This window comes from Variovorax sp. YR566, assembly GCF_051992195.1.
Taxonomy (GTDB): Bacteria; Pseudomonadota; Gammaproteobacteria; order Burkholderiales; family Burkholderiaceae_C; genus Variovorax.
The window spans coordinates 7,080,463-7,106,014 of the sequence record NZ_CP197092.1 but is presented as its reverse complement, the minus strand read 5'-3'; the positions used below and the strand labels follow the sequence as shown (position 1 = coordinate 7,106,014).

Sequence of the window (25,552 nt, the reverse complement as noted above, 5' to 3'; positions counted from 1 at the left end):
CCATGAGCCAGCCCCTCATCACCCGCCGGACCTTCGCACTGCTGGTGGGCGGTGCGGGCGCCTTGTCTTCCGCCGCATCTGCCGCTCCCGGGGCGACGGTGTGGCGGCTGGCCACCGGTTATCCGGCGGAAAACTTCCACACGGCCAACCTGCTGGCCATGGCGAAGGAGGTCGTGCTCGCGACCGCAGGGCAACTGCGCATCGAGATCCACGCCGGCAATTCGCTGTTCGCGCTGAACGCGATCCGTGCGGCGGTGCAGGACGGCAAGATCGAGGCCGGCGAAGCCATCATGAGCAGCCTTGCTGCCGACGTGCCGCTGGCCGGCGCCGATTCCGTCCCGTTCATCACCAGCAGCTATGCCGACGCGCAACGGCTCTGGCGTATCCAGCGTCCCCTCATCGAACAGGCCTTCGCCGAGCGCGGGCTGCGCGTGCTCTACGCCGTGGCGTGGCCGCCGCAGGGCCTGTATTCGACCAAGCCGCTCGGCGCGATGAGCGACCTGCGCGGCATGCGGATGCGTGCCTACAACGCCACCACCGCGCGCATCGCGACGCTGATGGGGGCGGTGCCCGTCGACGTGCCGGCCACCGAACTCGACAAGGCGCTGGCGGATGGCCGTATCGACTGCATGATGACCTCCGCCGTCACGGGCGTGGAGAGCCGGGTGTGGCAATCCATGCGCTTCTTCTACGAGATCAATGCCTGGTTTCCCAAGAACCTCGTGTTCGTCAACGACAAGGCCTGGAGCGCCCTCGAGGCGCCTTCGCGCGATGCGCTGAAGGCCGCCGCTGCAGCCGCCGAACTGCGCGGCTGGGCGAACAGCGCTGCCGCAGCGGCACGCTCCATGGACGAATTGCGGCGCAACGGCATGAAGATCGAGCAGGTGTCCTTCCTGTTCGGCCGTGACCTGCAGCGCCTTGGCGAGCACTTCTCGCTGGACTGGGTCAAGCAGGTGGGCGTGGCCGCCAACGGCGTTTTCATTCCGTATTTCGACAAGCAGTGAGGCGGCGAACAGAGGGAAGACCCTACTCGCCGCTGAAGAAGTTGCTGCACCGCAACATGCTTTTGTAGCGGTTTTTTTTCGCAATACGACTAAAGATTCCCAATTCCGGAAACCGCGAATTGGGTGATCGCTTTGCGATGAAATCTTTCGCGCTCAAAGCTCCACGTGAAATGTTTTCACCCGGAAAGCTGTCTCTGAAATTGTTGAAACAGCTTGTACATTGATTCGGAGTTTGCGATTGTTTCCTGAGGGATTCGATCGCTGCCGATTCAATTCAAGACGTGGAGAAGTTCATGAGCACGGTCGATCCCCAGGGCGCCGCATCTGCCCTTACCTCGGGTCAGATGGCGATGTGGCTCGGCGCGAAATTCGCCTCGCCCGACACCAACTTCAATCTCGCCGAAGCCATAGAAATCGACGGCTGGATCGATCCCGCCGTCTTCATGGCCGCCATGCGGCAGGTGACCGAAGAAGCCGAGGCCACGCGCCTGAGCTTTGCCGACACCCCGCAGGGGCCGCGCCAGATTGTCGCGCCCGCTTTCATGCGCGAAATGCCTTACCTGGATTTCAGCGGCGCAGAGGATCCGGCCGCCGCCGCGCAGTCGTGGATGCACGCCGACTTCAGCCGCAAGGATGACTTGGCGCGGGACCAGCTCTGGATGTCCGCGCTGATCCGCATCGCGCCCGAGCGCCACATCTGGTACCACCGCAGCCATCACATCGTGCTCGACGGTTTCGGCGGCGGCCTGGTTGCGCGCCGCTTCGCCGATGTCTACACCGCCCGCATCAACGGCACCGAGGTGCCCGAGGCTTCGCGCATCGCGCCCATCTCGCAACTGGCCGAGGAAGAGAAGGCCTACCGCGAGTCCGGCCGCTTCCCGCGCGACCGCCAGTACTGGACGGAGCGCTTCGGCGACGCGCCCGATCCGCTGAGCCTTGCTTCGCACCGCTCGGTCAACGTCGGCGGGCTGCTGCGCCAGACGGCGCACCTGCCGGCCGCCAGCGTGCGGGCCCTGGCGGACATCGCGCAGCAGCTGGGCACCACGCTGCCGCAGATCCTGATTGCCACCACCGCGGCCTACCTGTACCGCGCCACCGGCATCGAGGACATGGTGATCGGCATTCCCGTCACGGCGCGCCACAACGATCGCATGCGGCGCGTGCCCGCGATGGTGGCGAACGCACTGCCGCTGCGGCTCGCGATGCGCCCGGACCTGCCGGTGCTTGAGCTCATCAACGAAGTGGGCCGGCAGATGCGGCAGATATTGCGGCACCAGTCGTACCGATACGAGCACCTGCGCAGCGACCTGAACATGCTGGTCAACAACCGGCAGCTGTTCACCACCGTGGTCAACGTCGAGCCCTTCGACTACGACTTCCGCTTTGCCGGGCATGCCGCCAAGCCGCGCAACCTGTCCAACGGCACGGCCGAGGACTTGGGCATCTTCCTGTACGAGCGCGGCAACGGGCAGGACCTGCAGATCGACTTCGACGCCAATCCGGCGGTCTACACCGCGCAGGAGCTGGCCGATCACCAGCGCCGGCTGCTTGCCTTCATGACGGCAGTGATCCGCCAGCCCGACCAGGCCATCGGCCACATCGACCTGCTGCAAGCCAGCGAGCGCGAGCAACTGCTGGTGACGTGGAACGACACGGCTCATGCGGTGCCCGACACCCATCTCACCGCGTTGATCGAGGCACAGCTTGCGGCCAACCCGCAGGGCATCGCATTGCGCTTCGCCGGCGAGGACATGCGCAACGACGAGCTCAACCGGCGCGCCAACCGCCTCGCGCACCTGCTATGCGCACGCGGCGCGGGCCCGGAGCGCACCGTGGCACTGGCCATTCCGCGTTCGCTGGACCTGATGGTGGCCTTGCTTGCCACGCTGAAGACCGGCGCCGCCTACCTGCCCGTCGACCCGGACTTTCCGCAGGACCGCATCGCCTTCATGCTCGGCGACGCGCAGCCGGTGTGCCTGGTCACCACCGCAGCGCTCGCGGAGTCGCTGCCGGCAGACGCCCCGAAACTTCTGCTCGATGTAGCGCAAACGTTTGCGGATCTGACGAATTGCGCCGAAACCGATCCCGCCGTCGCGATCGATCCCTCGCACCCGGCCTACGTGATCTACACCTCGGGCTCGACCGGGAAGCCGAAGGGCGCGGTCGTGTCGCACCGCGCCATCGTCAACCGCCTGCGCTGGATGCAGGACCGCTACGGCCTGCAGGCCAATGACCGCGTGCTGCAGAAGACGCCGTCGAGCTTCGACGTGTCGGTCTGGGAATTCTTCTGGCCGCTGATCGACGGCGCCACGCTGGTGCTGGCAAAGCCGGGCGGCCACAAGGACGCGGCGTACCTCGCGGGGCTGATCGCGGACGAAGGCATCACCACGATCCACTTCGTGCCGTCGATGCTGGAGGTTTTCCTGCTCGAACCCATGGCCGCCAATTGCACCTCGCTGCGGCGCGTGATCTGCAGCGGCGAGGCCTTGTCGCCCGCGCTGCAATCGCAGTTCCAGCAGATCCTGCCGTGCGAGTTGCACAACCTCTACGGGCCGACCGAGGCCGCTGTCGACGTCACTTCGTGGGAGTGCCCGCGCGCGCCCGAAGACGAGCCGTCGTCGAAGAGCGTGCCTACCGCTCCTACCGTTCCGATCGGCCGCCCGATCTGGAACACGCAGATGCACGTGCTCGACAGCGGCCTGCAGCCGGTGCCGCCCGGCACGACCGGCGAGCTGTACATCGCGGGCATCGGCCTGGCGCGCGGCTATCTGAACCGCCCGCTGCTGAGCGCCGAGCGCTTCATTGCCAACCCGTACGGCGAACCCGGCAGCCGCATGTACCGCACCGGCGACCTCGCGCGTTGGCGCGCCGACGGCAGCCTGGACTTTCTCGGCCGTGCCGACCAGCAGGTGAAGATCCGCGGCCTGCGCATCGAGCCCGGCGAGATCGAATCGGCGCTGCTGCAGCATCCGCAAGTCGCGCAGGCCGCGGTGATCGCGCGTGAAGACGTGCCGGGCGAGAAGCGCCTTGTGGCCTACGTCGTGGCGGCCGATGCGGCCGACCCGCAGGCGGCTGAACTGCGCACCCACCTCGCGCAAACGCTGCCCGAGTACATGGTGCCCTCGGCCTTCGTCGGCATGCCGGCCTTGCCGCTGGGCCCGAGCGGCAAGCTCGACCGCAAGGCGCTGCCGCCGCCCGAACTGCAGGCGGCCACGCCTTATGCCGCGCCTCGCACGCCCACCGAACGCATCCTCGCGGGGCTCTGGGCCGAGACGCTGCACCTGCCGCGCGTCGGCATCAACGACAACTTCTTCGAGCTCGGCGGGCACTCGCTGATGATCGTGCAGCTGATCTCGATGATCCGGCAGCAGTTCATGATCGACCTGCCGCTGGACACGCTGTTCCAGGTCTCCACCATCGCCGGCCTCGCGGAGCTGCTCGACCAGGCCTCGCAGGCGCGGCCCAGCCTCACGCCGATGCCGCGCCCGGCGCGCATTCCGCTGTCGTTCGCGCAGCGCCGCCTGTGGCTGATGAACCAGCTCGAGAACTCGAACCCGGCCTACAACATGCCGCTGGCCCTGCGCCTTTCGGGCGTGCTCGACCGCGATGCGCTGCAGGCCGCGCTGGACGACCTGGTGCAGCGCCACGAAAGCCTGCGCACCATCTACCCGAACGAAGACGGGCTGCCGTACCAGCAGATCCTCGATGGCGCACAAGCGCGCGCGCTGCTGATCGAAGCCGACAGCAGCGAAGACGAGATCGCTGCCCAGTTGCACGCCGCGGCACGCCTCGGTTTCGACCTCGGCAACACGGCCCCCTTGCGCCCCCATCTGTTCAGGCTGGCCGCCGACGAGCACGTGCTGCTGCTGCTGACGCACCACATCGTCGGCGATGGCGCCTCGCTGCTGCCGCTGGCGCGTGACCTGAGCATCGGCTACGCCGCACGCAGCGAAGGCAAGGCGCCCGGCTGGTCGCCGCTGCCGCTGCAATATGCCGACTACGCGCTGTGGCAGCAGGAACTGCTCGGCAGCGAAGACGACGCCGAGAGCATGGCCGGTCGCCAGCGCGAGTTCTGGCGCGAGACCCTGCGCGACCTGCCGGAGCGGCTGAGCCTGCCGGTCGACCGTCCGCACCCGGCCGTTCCCAGCTACCACGGCGACGTGGTGCCGGTGCAGATACCGGCGCACGTTCACGAGCGCATGTTGCAGCTGGCGCGCGACGGCCAGGCCAGCGTCTTCATGGTGCTGCAGGCCGCGCTCGCAGGCTTGCTGAACCGGCTGGGCGCGGGAGACGACATCGTCATCGGCACGCCGGTTGCCGGCCGCAGCGATCACGCGCTGGACGACCTGATCGGCTGCTTCGTCAACCCGCTGGTGCTGCGCACCGACACCTCGGGGCAGCCGGGACTGCGCGACCTCGTCGCGCGGGTGCGGGCCACCAACCTTGCCGCGTACGCGAACCAGGAGTTCCCGTACGACCGGATCGTGGAACTGCTGCGGCCGCAGCGCTCGGGCGCCAACCTGCCGCTGTTCCAGGTCATGCTGGGATTCCAGCAGGGCGGCAACCGGCTGTCGTTCAGCCTGCCCGGCCTGTCGATCACGCCGCAGCCGGTGGCCGTGGACACCGCCAAGTTCGACCTGTCCTTCATCCTCGACGAACTGCGCGGCGCCGATGGTCTGCCGGGCGGCATTGCCGGCGGCATCCAGTACAGCACCGACCTGTTCGACCGCAGCACCGTCGAAGCCATCGCGGCGCGACTGGTGCGCCTGCTGGAGCAGGCCTGCGACGCGCCCGACGCCGCGCTGGGCAGCCTGGACATCCTGAGCGAAGAGGAAGACCAACGCCTGCTTGCCGACTGGAGCGGCAGCGCGCTCGACATCGCGCCGCTCTCGCTGGCCGCCATGGTGGAGTCGCACGCCGCCGCGCGCCCGCATGCACCGGCGGTGGTGCTCGACGGCGCGACCGTCAGCTACGCCGCGCTCGACGTGCGGGCCAACCGGCTCGCGCACCTGCTGCGGGGCCGGGGCATCGGCGCCGGCGCCATCGTTGCGACGGTGTTGCCGCGTTCGCTCGATCTCGTCGTGGCGCACCTTGCCATCGTGAAAGCAGGCGCGGCCTACCTGCCCATCGACCCGAACCACATGGCCGGGCGCAGCGCCTTCGTGTTCGGCGAGGCGGCGCCCGCGGGCGTGTTGACCCATGCATCGCTGCTGCCGGAACTGGCCGGCATTTCGCATTGCCTGGCGCTCGACAGCGACGAAACGGTCGCCGCACTGGCGATCCAGTCTGACGACCCCGTGTCGCAGTCGCGAGCGGTCGATGCGCGCGATGCCGCCTACGTCATCTACACCTCCGGCTCCACCGGCCTGCCCAAGGGCGTGGTGGTGCCGCATGCCGGCCTGAGCAGCCTTGGCGCATCGATGGCGCAGCGCTTTGCCATCGGCCACGACTCGCGCGTGCTGCAGTTCTCTTCCAGCGGCTTCGACGCTTCGGTGATGGACCTGCTGATGGCCTTTCACGCCGGCGCCGCGCTGGTGGTGCCGTCGCCGCAGCAACTGCTGGGCACGGAACTGGCCGAGCTGCTCGAGCGCCAGGCCGTGAGCCATGCGCTGATTCCGCCGGCCGCGCTGGCAACCCTGCCGCACGGCGAATTCCCGCATCTGCAGACGCTGGTGGTGGGCGGCGATGCCTGCCCCGCCGCGCTGGCCGCGCGCTGGTCGCAAGGCCGCCGCATGATCAATGCGTACGGCCCGACGGAGATCACCATCTGCGCGAGCACGAGCGCGCCGATGAATGCCGAAGAGCAGCCCTCCATCGGCCAGCCGGTCTGGAACACGCGGGTGTACGTGCTCGACGACAGCCTGCAGCCGGTGCCGCCCGGTGTCGCGGGCGAGCTCTACATCGCCGGCAGCGGGGTGGCGCGCGGCTACCTGAACCGCCCGCTGCTCAGCGCCGAACGCTTCATCGCCAACCCCTTCGGCGAACCCGGCAGCCGCATGTACCGCAGCGGCGACCTGGTGCGCTGGCGCAGCGACGGCAGCCTCGACTTCCTGGGCCGCGCCGACCAGCAGGTGAAGATCCGCGGCTTCCGCATCGAGCTGGGCGAAATCGAATCGGTGCTGCTGCAGCACCCGCTGGTGACGCAGGCGGCAGTGATCGTCCGCGAGGACGTGCCGGGCGAGAAGCGCCTCGTGGCCTACGTGGTCGCTGCGGCCGATCCGCAGCCGATCGAGTTGCGCGCCCACATGGCGAAGGCGCTGCCCGACTACATGGTGCCTTCGGCCTTCGTCCACCTGCCGTTCCTGCCGCTGACCCAGAGCGGCAAGCTCGACCGCAAGACATTGCCGGCGCCCGAGCAGCAGGCCGCCGCACCGTATGCCGAAGCCCGCACGCCCACAGAAAGGCAGCTGGCCGCGCTCTGGGCCGAGACGCTGCACCTGGAACGCGTCGGCATCCACGACAACTTCTTCGAGCTCGGCGGGCATTCGCTGATGGCCATCCAGCTCGGCATGCGCATCCGCCAGCAGGTGCGTGCGGACTTCCCGCACGCCGAGGTCTACAACCGACCGACCGTCGCCGAACTCGCCGCGTGGCTCGACGACTCTGCCGGCACGGCCGAGGCGCTGGACCTGTCGCGCGAACTGGATCTGCCCGCGCATATCCGCAGCCAGGATGCTTCGCCGCCGCTGGCTGCAAAGCGCGTGTTCCTGACCGGCGCCAGCGGCTTCGTCGGCAGCCACCTGCTGGCTGCGCTGCTGCGCGACACATCGGCCTGCGTGGTCTGCCACGTGCGCGCCGCCGACGAAGAGGCGGGCAAGCGCCGCCTGAAGCTCACGCTGGCCCAGCGCCAGCTCGGCGCGATCTGGGACGACACGCGCATCAAGGTCGTCACAGGCGACCTCGGCAAGCCGCTGCTCGGCCTCGACGACAGCGCCGTGCAACTGGTGCGCGACGGCTGCGACGCCATCTACCACTGCGCCGCGCAGGTCGACTTCCTGCATCCCTATGCCAGCCTGAAGCCCGCCAACGTCGACAGCGTGGTCACGCTGCTCGAGTGGACGTCGCAGGGCCGGCCCAAGAGCATGCATTACGTCTCGACGCTGGCGGTGATCGACCAGAACAACAAGGACAGCACGGTCACCGAGCAGTCGGCTCTTGCTTCCTGGAGTGGGCTGGTCGACGGCTACAGCCAGAGCAAATGGGTCGGCGATGCGCTGGCCCGCGTGGCGCAGGCGCGTGGCATGCCGGTCGCGATCTACCGGCTGGGGGCGGTCACCGGCGACCACACCCACGCGATCTGCAACGCCGACGACCTGATCTGGCGCGTGGCGCATCTCTATGCCGACCTGGAAGCGATTCCCGACATGGACTTGCCGCTCAACCTGACGCCGGTGGACGACGTGGCGCGCGCCATCCTCGGCCTTGCGGGCCAGCAGGCGTCGTGGGGCCAGGTGTTCCACCTGATGAGCCAGGAGGCGCTGCGGGTGCGCGACATTCCGCCGGTGTTCGAGCGGCTTGGCATGCGGCTCGAACCGGTGGGGCTCGAGCCCTGGCTGGAGCGGGCGCATGCACGGCTCGCCGTGGGGCAGGACCGCGACCTTGCCGCGGTGCTGGCGATTCTCGACCGCTACGACACCTCGGCCACGCCGCCGCAGGTCAGCGGCGCGGCCACGCATGCACAGCTCGAAGCCATCGGCGCGGCGATCCGCCCGGTGGACCGCGAGCTGCTGCAGCGCTACTTCGTCGACCTCGGCATCGACACCAAGGCACGCCGTGCCCTGGAAACCAGCGCTTCATAGGAGATCCGACATGGCACGCTATCTCATCGCGGCAACCGCATTGCCGGGGCATGTGTTGCCGATGCTGGCCATCGCCCAGCATCTTGTGAACCTCGGGCACGAGGTGCGGGTGCACACCGCGAGCCGGTTCCGGGCGCAGGCCGAGGCCACCGGCGCAAGCTTCACCGCCTTCGACGCCGCGATCGACTTCGACTACCGCGAGCTCGACCAGCGCTTTCCACAGCGCCAGCGCCTGCCGTCTGCGCATGCGCAGCTGTGCTTCGGCCTGAAGCACTTCTTTGCCGACACCATGGCCGCGCAGCGGGCCGGCCTGGGCGCGATCCTGGAGAACTTCGAGGCCGACGCCATCGTGGTCGACACGATGTTCTGCGGCACCTTTCCGCTGCTGCTGGGGCCGCGCGAGCATCGCCCGGCGATCGTTGCCATCGGCATCTCGGCGCTGCCGCTGTCCAGCTGCGACACGGCCTTCTTTGGCACCGCGCTGCCGCCGTCGTCCACGCAGGAAGGGCGCGTGCGCAACCGGGCGATGAACGCCAACCTCAAGCAGGCGATGTTCGGCGAGGTGCAGCGCTACTTCGATGCATTGCTGACGTGCGCAGGCCTGCCCGCGCTGCCGGATTTCTTCATCGACGCCATGGTCAAGCTGCCGGACCTGTATCTGCAGCTGACGGCGGCGTCCTTCGAATACCCGCGCAGCGACCTGCCCGCCTCGGTGCGTTTTGTCGGCCCGCTGCTCGCGCCCGCCAGCCGCGACTTCACGCCGCCCGACTGGTGGCACGAGCTGGACGACGGCCGCTCGGTCGTGCTGGTCACGCAGGGCACGCTGGCCAACCAGAACCCGGCGCAGTTGATTGGCCCGACATTGCAGGCGCTGGCCGGGGTGAAGGACATCCAGGTCATCGCCACCACCGGCGGCCCGCTGCCGGCCGCGCTGAACATGGCGGTTCCCGCCAACGCCCGCGTGCTGCCGTTCCTGCCCTACGACCGGCTGCTGCCCAAGGTGCATGCGATGGTGACCAACGGCGGCTACGGCTCGGTCAACCATGCGCTGAGCCTCGGCGTGCCGCTGGTCGTGGCCGGCGCCACCGAGGAAAAGCCCGAGATCGCCGCGCGCGTGGCGTGGTCGGGCGCGGGCATCAACCTCGGCAACGGCCAACCGAGTGCACGCCAGATCGGCGACGCCGTGCGCAGGCTGTTGAGCGAACCCAGCTACCGCCAGCGTGCGGGCGTGCTGCGCGAGGACTTCGCGCGCCATCACGCATTGACCGAAATCACCACGGCCCTCGTGGCACTGCGCGAGGCAGCGCCCGAGTCCGTGGAAATGGCTTGAACGCCTGAACCCATTCAAGGAAATCGACCATGAGCAACCCGTTTGACGACAAGAACGCCACCTTCCTGGTGCTGGTGAATGAAGAAGGCCAGCACTCGCTGTGGCCGAGCTTCATCGAGGTGCCCGCCGGCTGGCAGGTCGCGCTGGCCGCGACTGACAGGGCGGCCTGCAGCGCCTTCATCGAGGCGAATTGGACCGACATGCGGCCGCGATCCCTTGCGGCCATGGACCTCGATGCCGCCAGGGCATGAGGGTGTTTGCCCTGCATCGGCGCGGCGCTGCCTGGGCGTATGCGTCCCGGTTCCGGTCGCCTGCTGCCGATGACGTGAACAAGGAACGCACCGAGCCAGTGGGGGGAGGGGCCAGCGTTCTTGCGAAGGCGCCTGGAGCAAGAAGGCAACAACAGGGCAGGCCGCGCCAGCGATGAGCGTCTTGTCCGTCTGGCCGTATTTCGTGCTCGTGCTGGTCGTGCTCGGTGCGCTGGCGCTGCCAGTTTTCCGCGCGGCCGACGAACCACCGCAGCGCGACCAGCGCACCGCCACGCTCGACGGGCTGCGCGGCTTTCTCGCGCTGAGCGTGTTCGTGCACCACCTGACGGTGACCCACGGCTACATCGAGCGCGGCGAATGGACGTTTCCACACTCGGGCTTCCACACCCTGCTCGGGCAGGTCGGCGTAACGGTCTTCTTCATGATCACCGGCTTCCTGTTCTGGGGGAAATTGCTCGACGCCAAGGGCAGGCCGGACTGGACGAGCCTCTACGTCGGCCGGCTCTGGCGCATCGGGCCGATGTACCTGGTGGCGGTGGGCCTGATGTTTCTCATCGTCGCCTGGAGAACCGGGTTCGAGCTCAAGGAGCCGGGCTGGTCCGTGCTGGGCGAGATGCTGCAGTGGCTGGCCCTTGGCATCGTGCCGATGCAGCCCGACATCAACGGCCATGACGGGACAAGGTTCATCCTCGCGGGCGTGACCTGGACGGTTTTCGTGGAATGGCTGTTCTACGGATCGCTCCGGCTGATGGCACCGCTCGCGCGCGGCGGCCGAACGCCGCGCTTCGTCGCCGGTGCCTTGCTGCTGTGCCTGCTGGTGCTGACGTTCTCCGCGCTTTCGCCGGACGGTTCGCTTTGGCACCCGACGCTTTTGCTTGTGGTCGGCGCCCTGGCGTGGGTGCTGGCGTCGTTCCTCATGGGCATGCTGTCGGCTTGGCTGATCCGTCGCGATGGCGCGAGCATGGCGAGGCTGCGACTGCCGGAATGGGCGGCTTCGCTGCTCGCACTGGTCTGCCTCGGTGCCGTGTTCCTCTGGTTCGAGCACATGGTCGGCCCCATTCAGGCCTTGCTGCTCTGGGTCTTCTTCCATCTGGTCTGCCGCGGCAGCACGCTGTTCGGCCTGCTGGCCACGCGTGCGGCCCGGCGCATGAGCACGGTGAGCTACAGCATCTATCTGCTGCAGGGGCTCGTTCTGACCGTGGTCTTCGCGGCACCGCCGGTGCGCGATTTCGCGATGACCGGCGCGCTGCAGTACTGGCTGGTGGGCATCCTCTGCGCGCTGCTGCTCGTGGCGGCCTCGGTCGCCAGCTACCGCCTGGTCGAGAAGCCGGGTATCGCGCAAGGCAAGCGTGCGCGATCGGGCCTGCGTCGGCTGCCCGCCGCACAGGGCGCCCGGCCCTGAGGGGGCGGATCTGCGCTCTCCAAGACCCCAGGCCTGCCGGGTCACACACCCTTGCGCATAATTGACGCAAGCTATGACTCTCACCGAACTCAAATACATCGTCGCAGTAGCCCGCGAACGGCACTTCGGCAAGGCGGCCGAGGCCTGCTACGTTTCACAGCCGACCCTCTCGGTCGCGATCAAGAAGCTCGAGGACGAGCTCGAAGTCAAGCTCTTCGAGCGCAGCGCCGGCGAAGTGACCGTTACGCCGCTGGGCGAGCAGATCGTGCAGCAGGCGCAGAGCGTGCTCGACCAGGCGGCCAGCATCAAGGAAATCGCCAAGCGCGGCAAGGACCCGCTGGCAGGTCCGCTGAACCTGGGCGTGATCTACACCATCGGGCCGTACCTGCTGCCCGACCTCGTGCGCCAGGTGATCGCGCGCACGCCGCAGATGCCGCTGGTGCTGCAGGAGAACTTCACCGCCAAGCTGCTCGAGATGCTGCGCGCCGGCGAGATCGACTGCGCCATCATGGCCGAGCCCTTTCCCGACACTGGCCTCGCGATGGCGCCGCTGTACGACGAGCCCTTCATGGCGGCGCTGCCCAACAAGCACAAGTTTGCCGATCGCGAATCGATCACCTCCGAAGAGCTGCAGAGCGAAACCATGCTGCTGCTGGGCACCGGTCACTGCTTCCGCGACCACGTGCTGGAGGTGTGCCCGGAGTTCGCGCGCTTCTCCAGCAATGCCGAAGGCATCCGCAAGAGCTTCGAAGGCTCGTCGCTCGAAACCATCAAGCACATGGTGGCCTCGGGCATGGGCGTGACGCTCGTGCCGCGCCTGTCGGTGCCGGCCGAGGCGATCAAGCCCAAGGTCAAGGGCCGCAAGGAGCCCGAGCAGATGGTGCGCTATCTGCCGGTGCGCGATGCGCACGACCGCGACCCGCCCACGCGCCGCGTGGTGCTCGCATGGCGGCGCACCTTCACGCGCTATGAGGCGATCGCGGCGCTGCGCAACGCGATCTATGCGTGCGAGCTGCCGGGCGTCAAGCGCCTGTCGTAGATCGCTGGGATAGAGTCACGCTGTTGCGAAGCCGCGTGCCGGCTTTCAGAATTCAGGTGTTCTCCCCTCCAAATTGAAGAAAGACCTCCCGCCATGGCCAAAGACTCGAAAAAATCATCGTCCGCCTCCTCCGCCGGCAAGGTGCCCAAGAAGGGCGGTGCGGTGGTTGCGCAGGAGTCGGGCAGCCGCAATGCGCCGATCATCAACATCGGCATCGAGCGCCAGGACCGCGCCGCCATCGCCGAAGGCCTGAGCCGCGTGCTGGCCGACACCTACACGCTCTACCTCACCACGCACAACTTCCACTGGAACGTGACGGGCCCGCACTTCAATTCGCTGCATGCGATGTTCATGGGCCAGTACACCGAGCTTTGGGGCGCAACCGACGTGCTGGCCGAGCGCATTCGCGCCCTGGGCCACTATGCGCCGGGCTCGTATGCCGAGTTCAGCAAGATCGCCACCGTGCCCGACGTGCCGCAGACCCCGCCCAAGGCGATGGAGATGGTGCGTATCCTGGTGAAGGGCCACGAAACCGTGTCGCGCATTGCGCGCGAATTCATTCCTGTCGCCGAAGAAGCCGGCGACGACCCGACGGCCGACATGCTGACCGCGCGTTGCACGGTGCACGATCAAACGGCCTGGATGCTGCGTTCGCTCCTTGAAGACTGAGTCCGCTCCTCCCGTCACTGCGCCCGCGCCTCCCCGCGGGCGTTTTGCGTTGTACCTCGACCTGATCCGCTGGAACCGTCCCGCGGGTTGGCTGCTGTTGCTGTGGCCCACTCTCGGCGCGCTCTGGTTCGCGGCGGGCGGCTGGCCCGGCTGGCACCTGCTGGTCGTGTTCACGCTCGGCACCTTCCTCATGCGCAGCGCGGGCTGCTGCGTCAACGACGTGGCCGACCGCGACTTCGACCGCCATGTGAAGCGCACGGCGCAGCGGCCCGTTACCAGCGGCGCGATGTCGGTCAAGGAAGCGCTTGGGCTGGGCATGGTGCTGGCGCTGGCGGCCTTCGGCCTGGTGCTCACGACCAACCGCACGACAGTGCTGTGGTCGTTCGCGGCGCTGGCCATCACGCTGATCTATCCGTTTGCGAAGCGCTTTGTCTCGGTGCCGCAGGCGGTGCTGGGCATCGCATTCAGCTTCGGCATTCCGATGGCCTTTGCCGCGGTGCAGTCGACCGTGCCGGTCTTTGCCACATGGCTGCTCGCGGGCAACCTGTTCTGGGTGCTGGCCTACGACACCGAGTACGCGATGGTCGACCGCGACGACGATCTCAAGATCGGCATGAAGACCTCGGCCATCACCTTCGGCCGCTTCGACGTGGCGGCAGTGATGGCGAGCTACGCGATCTTCCTTGCGGTCTGGACCTGGGCCGGCGCGAGCCGTTCGCTGGGCGTGCTGTTCTACGTGGGCATTGCCGTGGCCGTGGCGCAGGCGCTGTGGCACTGGCGGCTGATTCGCGACCGCACGCGCGAAGGCTGCTTCAAGGCCTTTCGCCTGAACCACTGGCTGGGCTTCACGGTGTTCGCCGGCGTCGTGGCCGGCTACGCCGTTCGCTGAGAGCGCGCATGCTGGAGCGACTGAAGCAGAAGATCGGCCAGGAGGGCTTCTCTGAATGGCACCGCATCACGCAGGAAATGGTCGATCGCTATTCGGAGCTGTCGGGCGACGGCGAAGGCGAGTGGATCCACCTCGACCCCGAACGCGCGGCTCGCGAGGCGGGTTACGGCGGCACCATCGTGCAGGGCTTCTTCCAGGTCTCGCACCTCATCCGGCTGACCGGCGAAGCCATGCGCACGCTGCTGCCCTTCGATTCGAACCATGCGCTCAACTAGGGCTTCGACCGTCTGCGCTTCGTGCGGCCGATGCCGGTGGGCGCGCGCTTCAGGGCACGGTTGCGCATCGCGGAAGTGACGCCCAAGCCCGGCGACAGCTTTCTGCTGAAGGAAGAAGTCTGGCTCGAGCTGGAGGACGGCACCGTCACGCTGGCCGCCGAATGGCTGTTCTTCCTCGGGCCGCGCGCGCTGCCCGAGGCCTGAAATCAGTCGCGGCCGAATTCTTCGCCCAGTTCGGCAGCGCGCTTCTGTGCTGCACGGATCGCGGTCTTGAATTGCGCTTTCACGTCGGCCTGCTGAAGCGAGGTGATGGCCGCGTAGGTCGTGCCGCCCTTGGAGGTCACACGCTCGCGCAGCACCGAGGGAGGCTCGGTCGCGCTGTGCGCCAGCGCCGAGGCGCCGGTGAAGGTGCCGATGGCCAGCCGCTGGGCTTGGTCGGGCGTGAGGCCCATCTCGACGCCGGCTTCGGTCATCGCCTCGATGAAATAGAAGACGTACGCCGGGCCCGAGCCGGACATGGCGGTCACGGCGTCGAGCGCCGGTTCGGTGTCGACCCAGATCAGCTCGCCGGTGGGCGCCAGCAACTTCGCGACCGTCGATCGGTCGGTGCTCTCGACGCCTGGCCGGGCGAACAAGCCGGTCATGCCCTTGCCCACCAGCGCGGGCGTGTTGGGCATGGCGCGCACCACGCGCTCCGTGCCCAGCCAGCGGGCGATGCTGCCGGACGGAATGCCCGCAGCCACGCTCAGGTGCAGGGCGTCTTCGGCAAAGTCGCGCACCGCGCGGGCGGCTTCGGCAAAGGTCTGGGGTTTGACCGCCCACACCACCACGCCGCAGCGCGACAGGGCCTCGCCCGCCTCGGCCTTCGCGACGATGCCGAAGGACTGGGCCAGCTTCGTGCGGGCCTCCTCGAAGGGCTCGACCACCTCGAACGCATCCGCCGGGGTGCCTTGCTGGATCAGCCCGCCGATGATGGCGCTGGCCATGTTGCCGCCTCCGATGAAGGCGACGGGGGGCAGCGGCGCGGGGCCGGTGCGGGGCAGGAAGGTCACGGCGATGGTCATGGTCGGTCGGCGTATTCGAAGGCTGCGAACTGGGTGATTTGAAGCGGATTGAAATTGTCGTCGCTCACGACCACCAGCATGCGCTTGCCGTTCGGCAGGGGCGGCCCCCAGCACATGCCTTCGGTGTTGTCGAGGCGGGACAGTCCGAGTGCGGCGAAGTCGGCCACCAGCGTCCTGGCGGCCGGCCGGTGGTTGCCTGGTGCCAGCGTGTCGACCGCGAGCACGTCGCTGGCAGCGCGGGTGTCGATTTCGTAGAGGCGCAGCGAATTGCCGGCGCCGGTGGCGTAGGCGCGCTCCAGCACCAGCATGCGGTCGGCGTCGAGCATCAGGATCTCGCTCACGCCGTTGTCGGCGTAGCTGCCGGGAATCAGCGGGCGCAGCGGTATGGCGTCGGGTATGTAGGCGATCTGGCGGTCGGCCTGGCCGGTTTGCAGGTCGATCCGGGTGAAGCGGCAGGGGCCGCCGGGCGCGCTGGTGGTGGGCTTGGGGCCGTCCTGGATCAGGGCGTTTTCCATTGCCAGCCAAGCGAAGCGGCCGTCGGGCGTGAGGGCGACGCCTTCGAAGGTCAGGTTGTCGCGCGGGCCGCGGCGCAGGGCCGGGTCGGGCCGGAACATCGCCGGCATCGGGAATTCGCGCAGGAAGCGGCCGTCGCGGGCCGATTCGTACAGCGCGGGGCCGAAACCACGGGCGATGTCGCCCTCGCTGGTCCAGAGCAGGGTGTTGGTCGCCGGGCGCAGCCGCAGGGCTTCGGGGTCGGGCACGGGAAGTCCGTCGACCGCGTGGCGACGATCCGGCCAGGGTCCGCCGCCGGGGCGTTGCAGCTGCACAACGCCCGTCGGTTCGGGCTGTTGCGCGGCCTGTGGGTGGGGCCAGCGGGCGATGTAGTAGCGCACGGGTGCTTGGTCTGACCGGTCATCGCTGATGAGCAGGTACTCACCTCGGATCGGGTCGTAGTCGATGCCGGAGAGGCCGCCGGCCACGGTGCCTTCTATATAAAGGCGGTGCGGCCAGCGCGCCTCGCCAATGCGGCGCAGCCGGCCAGGGTCCGGATTCGGAGTCGCGCTCTTGCAGCCGGCCAGGCCCAGCGCTACCAGGCTGGCCCCGCTCGCCAGCAGGTGACGACGCTGGAGCAATGGGGGCGAAAAGGGTGGTTTCAGGGGCTGGCGCACGCCCCGGAGTCTAGTGGCAGCGCGAGATGGTGTAATGGGGTTGTTGACATCGGCATTAGTGCGTGCAACAATCGCGGGCTTCGCTTCTAAAAGGCGAAGCTTTCAGCCCAAAGCGGAAGTGCCTCGAGTGGTTCGAGGCATGGACGACGGGCCCAAGACTGACCGCGGTGCCTCCCTCCTGGATGCACATCGGTACAAGTTGGGAATATCAAGAAATGATCCAAACTGAATCCCGGCTCGAAGTGGCCGACAACACAGGCGCGAAATCCGTCCTGTGTATCAAGGTGCTCGGTGGCTCCAAGCGGCGTTATGCCAGCGTGGGCGACGTCATCAAGGTCAGCATCAAGGAAGCCGCTCCGCGTGGTCGCGTCAAGAAGGGCGAGATCTACAGCGCAGTGGTGGTCCGCACCGCCAAGGGCATCCGTCGCGCTGACGGCTCGCTCGTCAAGTTCGACGGCAACGCAGCAGTGTTGCTCAACGCCAAGCTGGAGCCTATCGGCACCCGCATCTTCGGACCGGTCACGCGCGAACTGCGCACCGAGAAGTTCATGAAGATCGTGTCGCTGGCACCTGAAGTTCTGTAAGGACAACAACGCCATGAACAAGATTCGCAAAGGCGACCAGGTCATCGTGTTGGCCGGTCGTGACAAGGGCAAGCGCGGCACCGTGTCGCTCCGCAAGGACGATTCGCACGTGCTCGTCGAAGGCATCAACGTCGTCAAGAAGCACACCAAGCCGAACCCGCTCAAGGGTACGACCGGTGGCATCGTCGAAAAGTCCATGCCCATTCACCAATCCAACGTGGCGATCTTCAATGCCGCGACCGGCAAGGCCGATCGCGTGGGCATCAAGATCACCCAGGGTGCTGACGGCAAGCGCGTGGCTGTTCGCGTCTTCAAGTCCAGCGGCGACGAAATCAAGATCGCCTAAGAGGTACTCACATGGCACGTCTCCAACAACACTATCGCGAAAAGATCGCGAAAGACCTGACGGAAAAGTTCGGCTACAAGTCGCCGATGCAGGTTCCGCGCCTCACCAAGATCACCCTGAACATGGGTGTGGGTGAAGCAGTCGCCGACAAGAAGGTTCTCGACAACGCTGTCGCCGACCTGACCAAGATCGCTGGCCAGAAGCCCGTGGTTACCAAGTCGAAGAAGGCTATCGCCGGTTTCAAGATCCGCGAAAACCAGCCGATCGGCTGCATGGTCACGCTGCGTGGCGTGCAGATGTATGAGTTCCTGGACCGTTTCGTGACCATCGCGCTGCCGCGTGTTCGCGACTTCCGCGGCATCTCCGGCCGTGCGTTCGACGGCCGTGGCAACTACAACATCGGCGTCAAGGAACAGATCATTTTCCCCGAGATCGAGTACGACAAGGTCGATGCCCTGCGCGGTCTCAATATCAGCATCACGACGACGGCCAAGACCGACGAAGAAGCCAAGGCGCTTCTCGCTGGTTTCCGTTTCCCGTTCAAGAACTGAGGTGATCTGTGGCTAAAGCATCTTTGATCCAGCGCGAACTCAAGCGCGACAAGCTGGTTGCCAAGTTCGCTGCGAAGCACGCGGAACTGAAGGCAATCTCCAACGACGTGAAGAAGAGCGACGAAGAGCGCGCTGCAGCCCGCCTGGGCCTGCAAAAGCTCCCGCGCAACGCGAACCCCACGCGTCAGCGCAACCGTTGCGAAATCACCGGTCGCCCGCGTGGCACCTTCCGTCAATTCGGTCTGGCCCGCGCCAAGATCCGCGAACTGGCTTTCAATGGCGACATCCCCGGTGTCACCAAGGCCAGCTGGTAAGCCAGGCAGGAGCAAACAACATGAGCATGAGTGATCCCATTGCCGACCTGCTGACGCGTATCCGTAACGCGCAGATGGTGGCGAAGCCCACCGTGTCGGTCCCGTCTTCCAAGGTGAAGATCGCGATCGCACAAGTCCTGAAGGACGAGGGCTACATCGACGGCTTCCAGGTCAAGACCGAAGCCGGCAAGAGCGAGCTTGAAATTTCGCTGAAGTACTACGCTGGCCGTCCGGTCATCGAGCGCATCGAGCGCGTGAGCCGCCCTGGCCTGCGCGTCTACAAGGCCAGTGCTTCCATTCCGCAGGTTCAAAACGGCCTCGGCGTTGCGATCGTCACGACCCCCAAGGGCGTGATGACCGACCGCAAGGCTCGCGCCACCGGTGTCGGCGGCGAAGTTCTGTGCTACGTCGCCTAACCGAGACATCGAGGAGTTACTGAAATGTCCCGAGTAGGAAAAATGCCGATCACCATCCCCGCAGGCGTGGATGTGTCGATCAAGGAAGACCAGATCAGCGTCAAGGGCACGGGCGGCACGCTCAGCCTGTCGCGCAATGCACTGGTGAAAATCGTCAGCAATGACGGCAAGCTGAGCTTCGAGCCCGCAAACGAGTCGCGTGAAGCGAACGCGATGAGCGGCACGATTCGCCAGCTGGTGAACAACATGGTCGTCGGCGTCACGAAGGGCTTCGAGAAGAAGCTCAGCCTGATCGGCGTCGGCTACAAGGCTGCAGCGTCCAACAACAAGCTGAACCTGCAAGTCGGTTACTCGCACCCGGTCAACATCGACATGCCGCAGGGCATCACGGTGGCCACCGCGACCCCGACCGAAATCGTGATCAAGGGTGCTGACCGTCAGCGCGTTGGTCAAATCGCCGCTGAGATCCGCGCTGTTCGTCCGCCAGAGCCCTACAAGGGCAAGGGCATCCGCTATGCGGACGAGAAGATCGTGATCAAAGAGACCAAGAAGAAGTAAGGGGCAGCAAAATGATGTTGACCAAAAAAGCACAGCGTCTTCGCCGCTCGCGCCAGACCCGCATTCGCATCGCGACGCAGGGCGTGGCCCGTCTGACGGTGAACCGCACCAACCTGCACATCTACGCGACCGTCATCTCCGACGACGGCACCAAGGTGATTGCAACCGCATCGACGGCAGAAGCCGAAGTGCGTACCTCGCTCGGCGGTTCGGGCAAGGGCGGCAACGCCGCTGCAGCCACCGCCGTCGGCAAGCGCATCGCTGAAAAGGCGAAGGCTGCCGGCGTCGAGAAGGTCGCCTTCGATCGCGCAGGTTTCGCATACCACGGCCGCGTCAAGGCGCTGGCCGAGGCCGCCCGCGAAGCCGGCCTGCAGTTCTAACCGGACACGAGATTCAAAATGGCAAAGATTCAGGCAAGAACGCAGAACGAAGGCCCCGAGGACGGTTTGCGCGAGAAGATGATCGCGATCAACCGTGTCACCAAGGTGGTGAAGGGTGGTCGTATCCTCGGTTTCGCAGCACTCACCGTGGTCGGTGATGGCGATGGTCGCGTCGGCATGGGCAAGGGCAAGTCGAAGGAAGTGCCCGCTGCAGTGCAGAAGGCCATGGAAGAAGCGCGTCGCAACCTGCTGAAGGTTTCGATCAAGAACGGCACGCTGCACCACCAGGTGCAAGGCCACCATGGCGCTGCGACGGTCGTGATGTATCCGGCTCCCAAGGGTACCGGCATCATCGCCGGCGGCCCGATGCGCGCCGTGTTCGAAGTGATGGGCATCACCGACATCGTGGCCAAGAGCCATGGTTCGTCGAACCCCTACAACATGGTTCGCGCCACGCTCGACGGGTTGAAGAACTCGACGACGGCGGGCCAGGTGGCTGCCAAGCGCGGCCTCACCGTCGAAGAAATCTTCGCTTAAGCGCAAGCCGAAAGAAGCATTCAAATGACGACGCAACAACAAACCCTCAAGGTCCAATTGGTCAAGAGCCCGATCGGTACCAAGGAATCGCATCGCGCGACCGTGCGTGGCCTCGGCCTGCGCAAGCTCAACAGCGTGAGCGAGCTGCAAGACACCCCTGCGGTGCGCGGCATGATCAACAAGATCAGTTATCTGGTCAAAGTTCTGTAAGAGAGACTGATATGGAACTCAATGGCATCAAGCCGGCGGATGGCGCCAAGCACGCCAAGCGCCGCGTCGGCCGCGGTATCGGCTCCGGCATCGGCAAGACCGCAGGTCGCGGTCACAAGGGCCAGAAGTCGCGCGCAGGCGGTTTCCACAAGGTCGGCTTCGAAGGCGGTCAAATGCCGCTGCAGCGTCGCCTGCCGAAGCGTGGCTTCAAGTCGCATCTGCTGAAGTTCAACGCCGAAGTCACGCTGACTGCCCTCGAGCAGCTCGGCCTGGCCGAAGTGGACGTCCTGGCGCTGAAGCAAGCCGGCCTCGTTGGCCAGCTCGCCAAGGTCGTCAAGATCGTCAAGACCGGTGAGCTCACCAAGGCCGTCAAGCTGACGGGCGTGGGCGCAACGGCTGGCGCCAAGGCTGCGATCGAAGCGGCCGGCGGCAGCATCGCCTGATCACCATCGGACTGAAAGAAGTTCTTCGTGGCAACTAACGCGGCAACGATCGCAAAAACAGGCAAGTTCGGCGACCTCCGTCGTCGGCTCGTCTTTTTGCTGCTCGCGCTCGTGGTCTACCGGATTGGCGCGCACATTCCTGTGCCGGGTATCAACCCGGACCAGCTGGCGGCGCTGTTCCAGGGCCAGCAGGGCGGCATTCTGAGCCTGTTCAACATGTTCTCGGGCGGGGCGCTGTCGCGCTTCACCGTGTTCGCGTTGGGGATCATGCCGTACATCTCGGCGTCGATCATCATGCAGCTGATGACCTACGTGCTTCCGACCTTCGAGCAATTGAAGAAGGAAGGCGAGGCCGGCCGCCGCAAGATCACGCAGTACACGCGCTACGGTGCGCTGGGCCTGGCGCTGTTCCAGTCGTTCAGCATCGCGGTGGCTCTCGAGTCGTCGGCCGGTCTGGTCATCTCGCCTGGTTTCGGCTTCCGCCTGACCGCCATGGTGAGCCTGACGGCAGGTTCGATGTTCCTGATGTGGCTCGGCGAGCAGATCACCGAGCGCGGCCTGGGCAACGGCATCTCGATCCTGATCTTTGCAGGCATCGCGGCCGGTCTGCCCAACGCCATCGGTGGCCTGCTGGAGCTGGTGCGTACCGGTGCCATGAATGTCATCGTCGCGCTCTTCATCGTCGCGGTGGTGGTGCTGGTCACCTACTTCGTGGTGTTCGTCGAACGCGGTCAGCGCAAGATCCTCGTGAACTATGCGCGGCGCCAGGTCGGTAACAAGGTCTATGGCGGCCAGTCGTCGCACCTGCCCTTGAAGCTGAACATGGCCGGTGTAATCCCGCCGATCTTCGCTTCGTCGATCATCCTGCTGCCCGCAACGGTGGTTGGCTGGTTCAGCACCGGTGAAGGCGGCTTCCGCTGGATCAAGGATGTTGCCGGCGCTCTGCGTCCGGGCGAGCCGATCTACGTGCTGCTGTACGCTGCTGCGATCGTTTTCTTCTGCTTCTTCTACACGGCACTCGTGTTCAACAGCAAGGAAACGGCCGACAACCTGAAGAAGAGTGGTGCATTCATTCCTGGCATTCGCCCGGGTGACCAGACCGCTCGCTACATCGACAAGATTCTGGTTCGCCTGACGTTGGCTGGCGCGGTGTACATCACCTTCGTCTGCCTGCTGCCCGAGTTCCTGATCCTGAAGTACAACGTGCCGTTCTACTTCGGTGGTACCTCCCTGCTGATCATCGTGGTCGTCACGATGGACTTCATGGCCCAGGTGCAAAACTACATGATGTCCCAGCAGTACGAATCGCTGCTGAAGAAGGCGAACTTCAAGACATCGTAGGGCTGTGTTTCAGTATTGAGTCCGGGCGGTAGACCGCCACGTTAAACAGTTTTAGGAGAATGAAATGAGAGTTTCGGCTTCGGTCAAAACCATCTGCCGTAATTGCAAGGTCATCCGCCGTAAAGGTGTGGTGCGTGTGATTTGCACCGACCCGCGCCACAAGCAGCGCCAGGGTTGATTGAAGAGTATTAGAGGACGCACATGGCACGTATTGCTGGCATCAACATTCCGCCGCACAAGCACGCTGAAATCGGCCTGACCGCCATCTTCGGCATCGGTCGCACTCGCGCCCGTCAGATCTGCGAAGCGAGCGGCATCGAATATTCGAAGAAGATCAAGGATCTGACCGACGCCGATCTCGAAAAGATCCGCGACCAGATCGCTCTGTTCACCATCGAAGGCGATCTGCGTCGCGAGACGACGATGAACATCAAGCGTTTGATGGACATCGGCTGCTATCGCGGCTTCCGTCACCGTCGCGGCCTGCCGATGCGCGGCCAGCGCACGCGCACCAACGCTCGCACCCGCAAGGGTCCGCGTAAGGCTGCGCAGTCCCTGAAGAAATAAGGATAGAACAGCATGGCTAAAGCACCTGCAAACAACGCCGCACAGCGCGTTCGCAAGAAGGTTCGCAAGAACGTCGCGGACGGTATCGCTCACGTGCACGCTTCGTTCAACAACACCATCATCACGATCACCGATCGCCAGGGCAACGCCCTGTCGTGGGCTTCGTCGGGTGGCCAGGGCTTCAAGGGCTCGCGCAAGTCGACGCCGTTCGCTGCGCAGGTGGCTTCCGAAGTGGCCGGCCGTGCTGCTGTCGAACAAGGTATCAAGAACCTCGACGTCGAGATCAAGGGCCCTGGCCCCGGTCGCGAATCGTCGGTGCGCGCACTGGCTGCGCTCGGCATCCGGATCAATTCCATTGCCGACGTGACGCCCGTTCCGCACAACGGCTGCCGTCCCCAGAAGCGTCGCCGCATCTGATCGTCAGTCCGCAAGGCGCAGCCAGCTTTGAATAGCGGCTGCGCATTTGTTTTTTAACTAAGCCCACCGCCATCCGCGTTTCGCCGATGGCTCCCGCAGGCAACTGCGGCAGATGACACAAAGGAAAAATCGTGGCACGTTACCTCGGCCCCAAGGCCAAACTTTCCCGCCGTGAAGGCACCGACCTGTTCCTGAAGAGCGCCCGCCGTTCGATCCAGGACAAGGCCAAGTTCGACTCCAAGCCCGGCCAGCACGGTCGTACCTCGGGTCAGCGCACTTCCGACTACGGCCTGCAACTGCGTGAAAAGCAGAAGGTCAAGCGCATGTACGGCGTGCTGGAAAAGCAATTCCGCCGCTACTTCGAAGAAGCTGATCGTCGCCGTGGCAACACCGGCGCCAACCTGCTGTTCATCCTCGAATCGCGCCTGGACAACGTCGTCTACCGCATGGGCTTCGGCTCGACCCGCGCCGAAGCGCGCCAGCTCGTGTCGCACAAGGCGATCACGGTGAACGGTCAGTCGGTCAACATCCCGTCGTACCTGGTCAAGACCGGCGACGTGATCGCCGTGCGCGACAAGTCGAAGAAGCAGAACCGCATTGTCGAAGCGCTGCAACTCGCCCAGCAAGTCGGTATTCCGGCTTGGGTCGACGTGAATGCCGACAAGGCCGAAGGCACGTTCAAGAAGGTGCCCGATCGCGACGAATTCGCCGCCGACATCAACGAATCGCTGATCGTCGAACTGTATTCGCGTTGATTTTTTCTACCCGCTTGCGCGTCTTTGCGCTGGCGGGAGATTGATATTGTTGTTCACGTTCCTGCTCCGCGCTTCGTCGCGGATCAGGTGCTTCACCAGCCTTACCGGTGTAACGAGCCGGGGGTATTGAGAGGAAGTCTGCATGCAAACCACCCTGCTGAAACCCAAGACCATCCAGGTCGAGCAACTTGCCCCCAACAAGGCCAAGGTCACGCTCGAACCTTTCGAGCGCGGCTACGGCCACACGCTCGGCAACGCGCTGCGTCGCGTTCTGCTGTCGTCCATGGTCGGCTACTCGGCCACCGAAGTCACGATCGCTGGCGTTCTGCATGAGTACTCGTCGATCGACGGCGTGCAGGAAGATGTCGTCAACATCCTGCTGAATCTCAAGGGCGTGGTGTTCAAGCTCCACAACCGCGACGAAGTCACGCTGAGCCTGCGCAAGGACGGCGAAGGCCCGGTCCTGGCGTCGGACATCCAGACCCCGCACGACGTCGAAATCATCAACCCTGACCACGTGATCGCGCACCTGTCGCAAGGCGGCAAGCTCGACATGCAGATCAAGGTCGAAAAGGGTCGTGGCTACGTGCCCGGCACGATGCGCCGCTACGCCGACGAGCCGACCAAGTCGATTGGCCGTATCGTTCTCGACGCGTCGTTCTCGCCCGTCAAGCGCGTGAGCTACACGGTCGAAAGCGCCCGTGTCGAACAGCGTACCGACCTCGACAAGCTGCTGGTTGAAATCGAAACCAACGGTGCGATCACCGCCGAAGACGCCGTGCGCGCATCGGCTAAAATCCTGGTCGAACAGCTCGCCGTGTTTGCGCAGCTCGAAGGCGGCGAACTCGCAGCATTCGATGCACCGGCACCGCGCAGCGCACAGCAATTCGATCCGATCCTGCTGCGCCCTGTCGACGAGCTCGAGCTCACCGTGCGTTCGGCCAACTGCCTGAAGGCCGAAAACATCTACTACATCGGTGACCTGATTCAGCGCACCGAAAACGAGTTGCTCAAGACCCCGAATCTGGGTCGCAAGTCGCTCAACGAAATCAAGGAAGTCCTCGCTTCGCGCGGCCTGACCTTGGGTATGAAGCTCGAAAGCTGGCCGCCGGCCGGTCTCGACAAGCGTTGATTTGAATTTTTGAAATAGGCCTCCTGAAAAAGGCCAGTGCACCGGGCAGTACCTGATACGGCTGCCTGTTTTTATAAAGTAAAGGAAAGCAC

The 25,552-nt window shown here is 65.5% G+C and carries 28 protein-coding genes; 26 read left to right on the top strand and 2 right to left on the bottom strand.

All coding sequences use genetic code 11. The features are described from left to right. Positions 1-2 precede the first annotated feature (2 nt). The 10 genes from ACTG4X_RS33385 to ACTG4X_RS33340 all read left to right on the top strand — a co-directional run bounded on the left by ACTG4X_RS33385 (position 3) and on the right by ACTG4X_RS33340 (position 14,880). Positions 3-1,004 carry a TRAP transporter substrate-binding protein gene (locus ACTG4X_RS33385; protein ID WP_440532947.1) on the top strand — a complete coding sequence of 334 codons (1,002 nt, stop codon included), beginning with the start codon at positions 3-5 and terminating at the stop codon, positions 1,002-1,004. 293 nt (positions 1,005-1,297) lie between these two features. Next, on the top strand, positions 1,298-8,803 hold the full coding sequence (locus tag ACTG4X_RS33380; RefSeq protein WP_440532946.1) for an amino acid adenylation domain-containing protein: 7,506 nt from the start codon (positions 1,298-1,300) through the stop codon (positions 8,801-8,803). A gap of 10 nt (positions 8,804-8,813) precedes the next feature. Next, a complete protein-coding gene (locus ACTG4X_RS33375; protein ID WP_440532945.1) occupies positions 8,814-10,133 on the top strand; it encodes a glycosyltransferase in 1,320 nt (439 codons plus the stop codon). Positions 10,134-10,162: 29 nt separating this feature from the next. Next, on the top strand, positions 10,163-10,384 hold the full coding sequence (locus tag ACTG4X_RS33370; protein WP_307614639.1) for an MbtH family protein: 222 nt from the start codon (positions 10,163-10,165) through the stop codon (positions 10,382-10,384). Positions 10,385-10,556: 172 nt separating this feature from the next. Then, positions 10,557-11,804 (top strand): acyltransferase family protein, encoded by a 1,248-nt coding sequence (locus tag ACTG4X_RS33365; RefSeq protein ID WP_440532944.1) that lies wholly within the window; start codon positions 10,557-10,559, stop codon positions 11,802-11,804. 73 nt (positions 11,805-11,877) lie between these two features. Continuing rightward, positions 11,878-12,843: a LysR substrate-binding domain-containing protein gene (locus tag ACTG4X_RS33360; protein WP_093059408.1), complete on the top strand. Its 966-nt coding sequence runs from the start codon at positions 11,878-11,880 to the stop codon at positions 12,841-12,843. Between the two features lie 93 nt (positions 12,844-12,936). Continuing rightward, on the top strand, positions 12,937-13,512 hold the full coding sequence (locus tag ACTG4X_RS33355; protein WP_093059406.1) for a Dps family protein: 576 nt from the start codon (positions 12,937-12,939) through the stop codon (positions 13,510-13,512). Then, the gene (gene ubiA, locus ACTG4X_RS33350; protein ID WP_440532943.1) at positions 13,502-14,401 is read left to right on the top strand and encodes a 4-hydroxybenzoate octaprenyltransferase; all 900 of its coding nucleotides are present in this window, start codon (positions 13,502-13,504) and stop codon (positions 14,399-14,401) included. The genes ACTG4X_RS33355 and ubiA overlap by 11 nt, the downstream gene beginning before the upstream one ends. 8 nt (positions 14,402-14,409) lie before the next feature. Then, positions 14,410-14,676 (top strand): MaoC/PaaZ C-terminal domain-containing protein, encoded by a 267-nt coding sequence (locus tag ACTG4X_RS33345; RefSeq protein WP_440532942.1) that lies wholly within the window; start codon positions 14,410-14,412, stop codon positions 14,674-14,676. Between the two features lie 21 nt (positions 14,677-14,697). Continuing rightward, positions 14,698-14,880 carry a hypothetical protein gene (locus ACTG4X_RS33340; protein WP_440532941.1) on the top strand — a complete coding sequence of 61 codons (183 nt, stop codon included), beginning with the start codon at positions 14,698-14,700 and terminating at the stop codon, positions 14,878-14,880. A gap of 2 nt (positions 14,881-14,882) precedes the next feature. Here ACTG4X_RS33340 and proC read toward each other — a convergent pair whose 3' ends face one another. Next, the gene (gene proC / locus ACTG4X_RS33335; RefSeq protein ID WP_440532940.1) at positions 14,883-15,740 is read right to left on the bottom strand and encodes a pyrroline-5-carboxylate reductase; all 858 of its coding nucleotides are present in this window, start codon (positions 15,738-15,740) and stop codon (positions 14,883-14,885) included. Then, entirely contained in the window at positions 15,737-16,873 is a 1,137-nt protein-coding gene (locus ACTG4X_RS33330; protein ID WP_440532939.1) for an esterase-like activity of phytase family protein, read from the bottom strand. Before ACTG4X_RS33330 ends, proC begins: the two co-directional genes overlap by 4 nt. 251 nt (positions 16,874-17,124) lie before the next feature. Here ACTG4X_RS33330 and rplN point away from each other — a divergent pair, with 251 nt between their 5' ends. The 16 genes from rplN to ACTG4X_RS33250 all read left to right on the top strand — a co-directional run bounded on the left by rplN (position 17,125) and on the right by ACTG4X_RS33250 (position 25,460). After that, entirely contained in the window at positions 17,125-17,493 is a 369-nt protein-coding gene (gene rplN / locus ACTG4X_RS33325) for a 50S ribosomal protein L14 (RefSeq protein WP_009124801.1), read from the top strand. A 13-nt stretch (positions 17,494-17,506) separates the two neighbouring features. Then, on the top strand, positions 17,507-17,839 hold the full coding sequence (rplX, locus tag ACTG4X_RS33320) for a 50S ribosomal protein L24 (protein WP_093059397.1): 333 nt from the start codon (positions 17,507-17,509) through the stop codon (positions 17,837-17,839). Between the two features lie 11 nt (positions 17,840-17,850). After that, on the top strand, positions 17,851-18,390 hold the full coding sequence (gene rplE / locus ACTG4X_RS33315) for a 50S ribosomal protein L5 (RefSeq protein WP_013544114.1): 540 nt from the start codon (positions 17,851-17,853) through the stop codon (positions 18,388-18,390). 8 nt (positions 18,391-18,398) lie between these two features. Further along, positions 18,399-18,704, top strand: coding sequence for a 30S ribosomal protein S14 (gene rpsN / locus ACTG4X_RS33310; RefSeq protein WP_042577476.1), 306 nt, complete (start codon positions 18,399-18,401; stop codon positions 18,702-18,704). 20 nt (positions 18,705-18,724) lie between these two features. Continuing rightward, on the top strand, positions 18,725-19,120 hold the full coding sequence (gene rpsH, locus ACTG4X_RS33305) for a 30S ribosomal protein S8 (protein ID WP_093059395.1): 396 nt from the start codon (positions 18,725-18,727) through the stop codon (positions 19,118-19,120). A gap of 24 nt (positions 19,121-19,144) precedes the next feature. Next, positions 19,145-19,678, top strand: coding sequence for a 50S ribosomal protein L6 (gene rplF / locus ACTG4X_RS33300; protein ID WP_093059393.1), 534 nt, complete (start codon positions 19,145-19,147; stop codon positions 19,676-19,678). 14 nt (positions 19,679-19,692) lie between these two features. Beyond that, positions 19,693-20,058, top strand: coding sequence for a 50S ribosomal protein L18 (gene rplR / locus ACTG4X_RS33295; RefSeq protein WP_042672913.1), 366 nt, complete (start codon positions 19,693-19,695; stop codon positions 20,056-20,058). Positions 20,059-20,076: 18 nt separating this feature from the next. Next, positions 20,077-20,595: a 30S ribosomal protein S5 gene (rpsE, locus tag ACTG4X_RS33290; RefSeq protein WP_093059391.1), complete on the top strand. Its 519-nt coding sequence runs from the start codon at positions 20,077-20,079 to the stop codon at positions 20,593-20,595. A 24-nt stretch (positions 20,596-20,619) separates the two neighbouring features. Then, on the top strand, positions 20,620-20,805 hold the full coding sequence (gene rpmD, locus ACTG4X_RS33285; RefSeq protein WP_009124818.1) for a 50S ribosomal protein L30: 186 nt from the start codon (positions 20,620-20,622) through the stop codon (positions 20,803-20,805). Positions 20,806-20,816: 11 nt separating this feature from the next. Then, positions 20,817-21,248 carry a 50S ribosomal protein L15 gene (gene rplO, locus ACTG4X_RS33280; protein WP_093059389.1) on the top strand — a complete coding sequence of 144 codons (432 nt, stop codon included), beginning with the start codon at positions 20,817-20,819 and terminating at the stop codon, positions 21,246-21,248. A gap of 27 nt (positions 21,249-21,275) precedes the next feature. Further along, positions 21,276-22,589 (top strand): preprotein translocase subunit SecY, encoded by a 1,314-nt coding sequence (gene secY, locus ACTG4X_RS33275; RefSeq protein ID WP_093059387.1) that lies wholly within the window; start codon positions 21,276-21,278, stop codon positions 22,587-22,589. Between the two features lie 64 nt (positions 22,590-22,653). Beyond that, on the top strand, positions 22,654-22,767 hold the full coding sequence (gene rpmJ, locus ACTG4X_RS33270; protein WP_013544106.1) for a 50S ribosomal protein L36: 114 nt from the start codon (positions 22,654-22,656) through the stop codon (positions 22,765-22,767). 23 nt (positions 22,768-22,790) lie between these two features. Continuing rightward, complete coding sequence (rpsM, locus tag ACTG4X_RS33265) at positions 22,791-23,156, top strand: 30S ribosomal protein S13 (RefSeq protein WP_013544105.1); 366 nt, start codon at positions 22,791-22,793, stop codon at positions 23,154-23,156. Between the two features lie 12 nt (positions 23,157-23,168). Then, on the top strand, positions 23,169-23,573 hold the full coding sequence (gene rpsK, locus ACTG4X_RS33260) for a 30S ribosomal protein S11 (RefSeq protein WP_009124825.1): 405 nt from the start codon (positions 23,169-23,171) through the stop codon (positions 23,571-23,573). Between the two features lie 131 nt (positions 23,574-23,704). Continuing rightward, complete coding sequence (gene rpsD / locus ACTG4X_RS33255; protein ID WP_009124826.1) at positions 23,705-24,328, top strand: 30S ribosomal protein S4; 624 nt, start codon at positions 23,705-23,707, stop codon at positions 24,326-24,328. Between the two features lie 142 nt (positions 24,329-24,470). Continuing rightward, positions 24,471-25,460, top strand: coding sequence for a DNA-directed RNA polymerase subunit alpha (locus ACTG4X_RS33250; protein ID WP_093059385.1), 990 nt, complete (start codon positions 24,471-24,473; stop codon positions 25,458-25,460). The last annotated feature ends 92 nt before the right edge of the window (positions 25,461-25,552 follow it).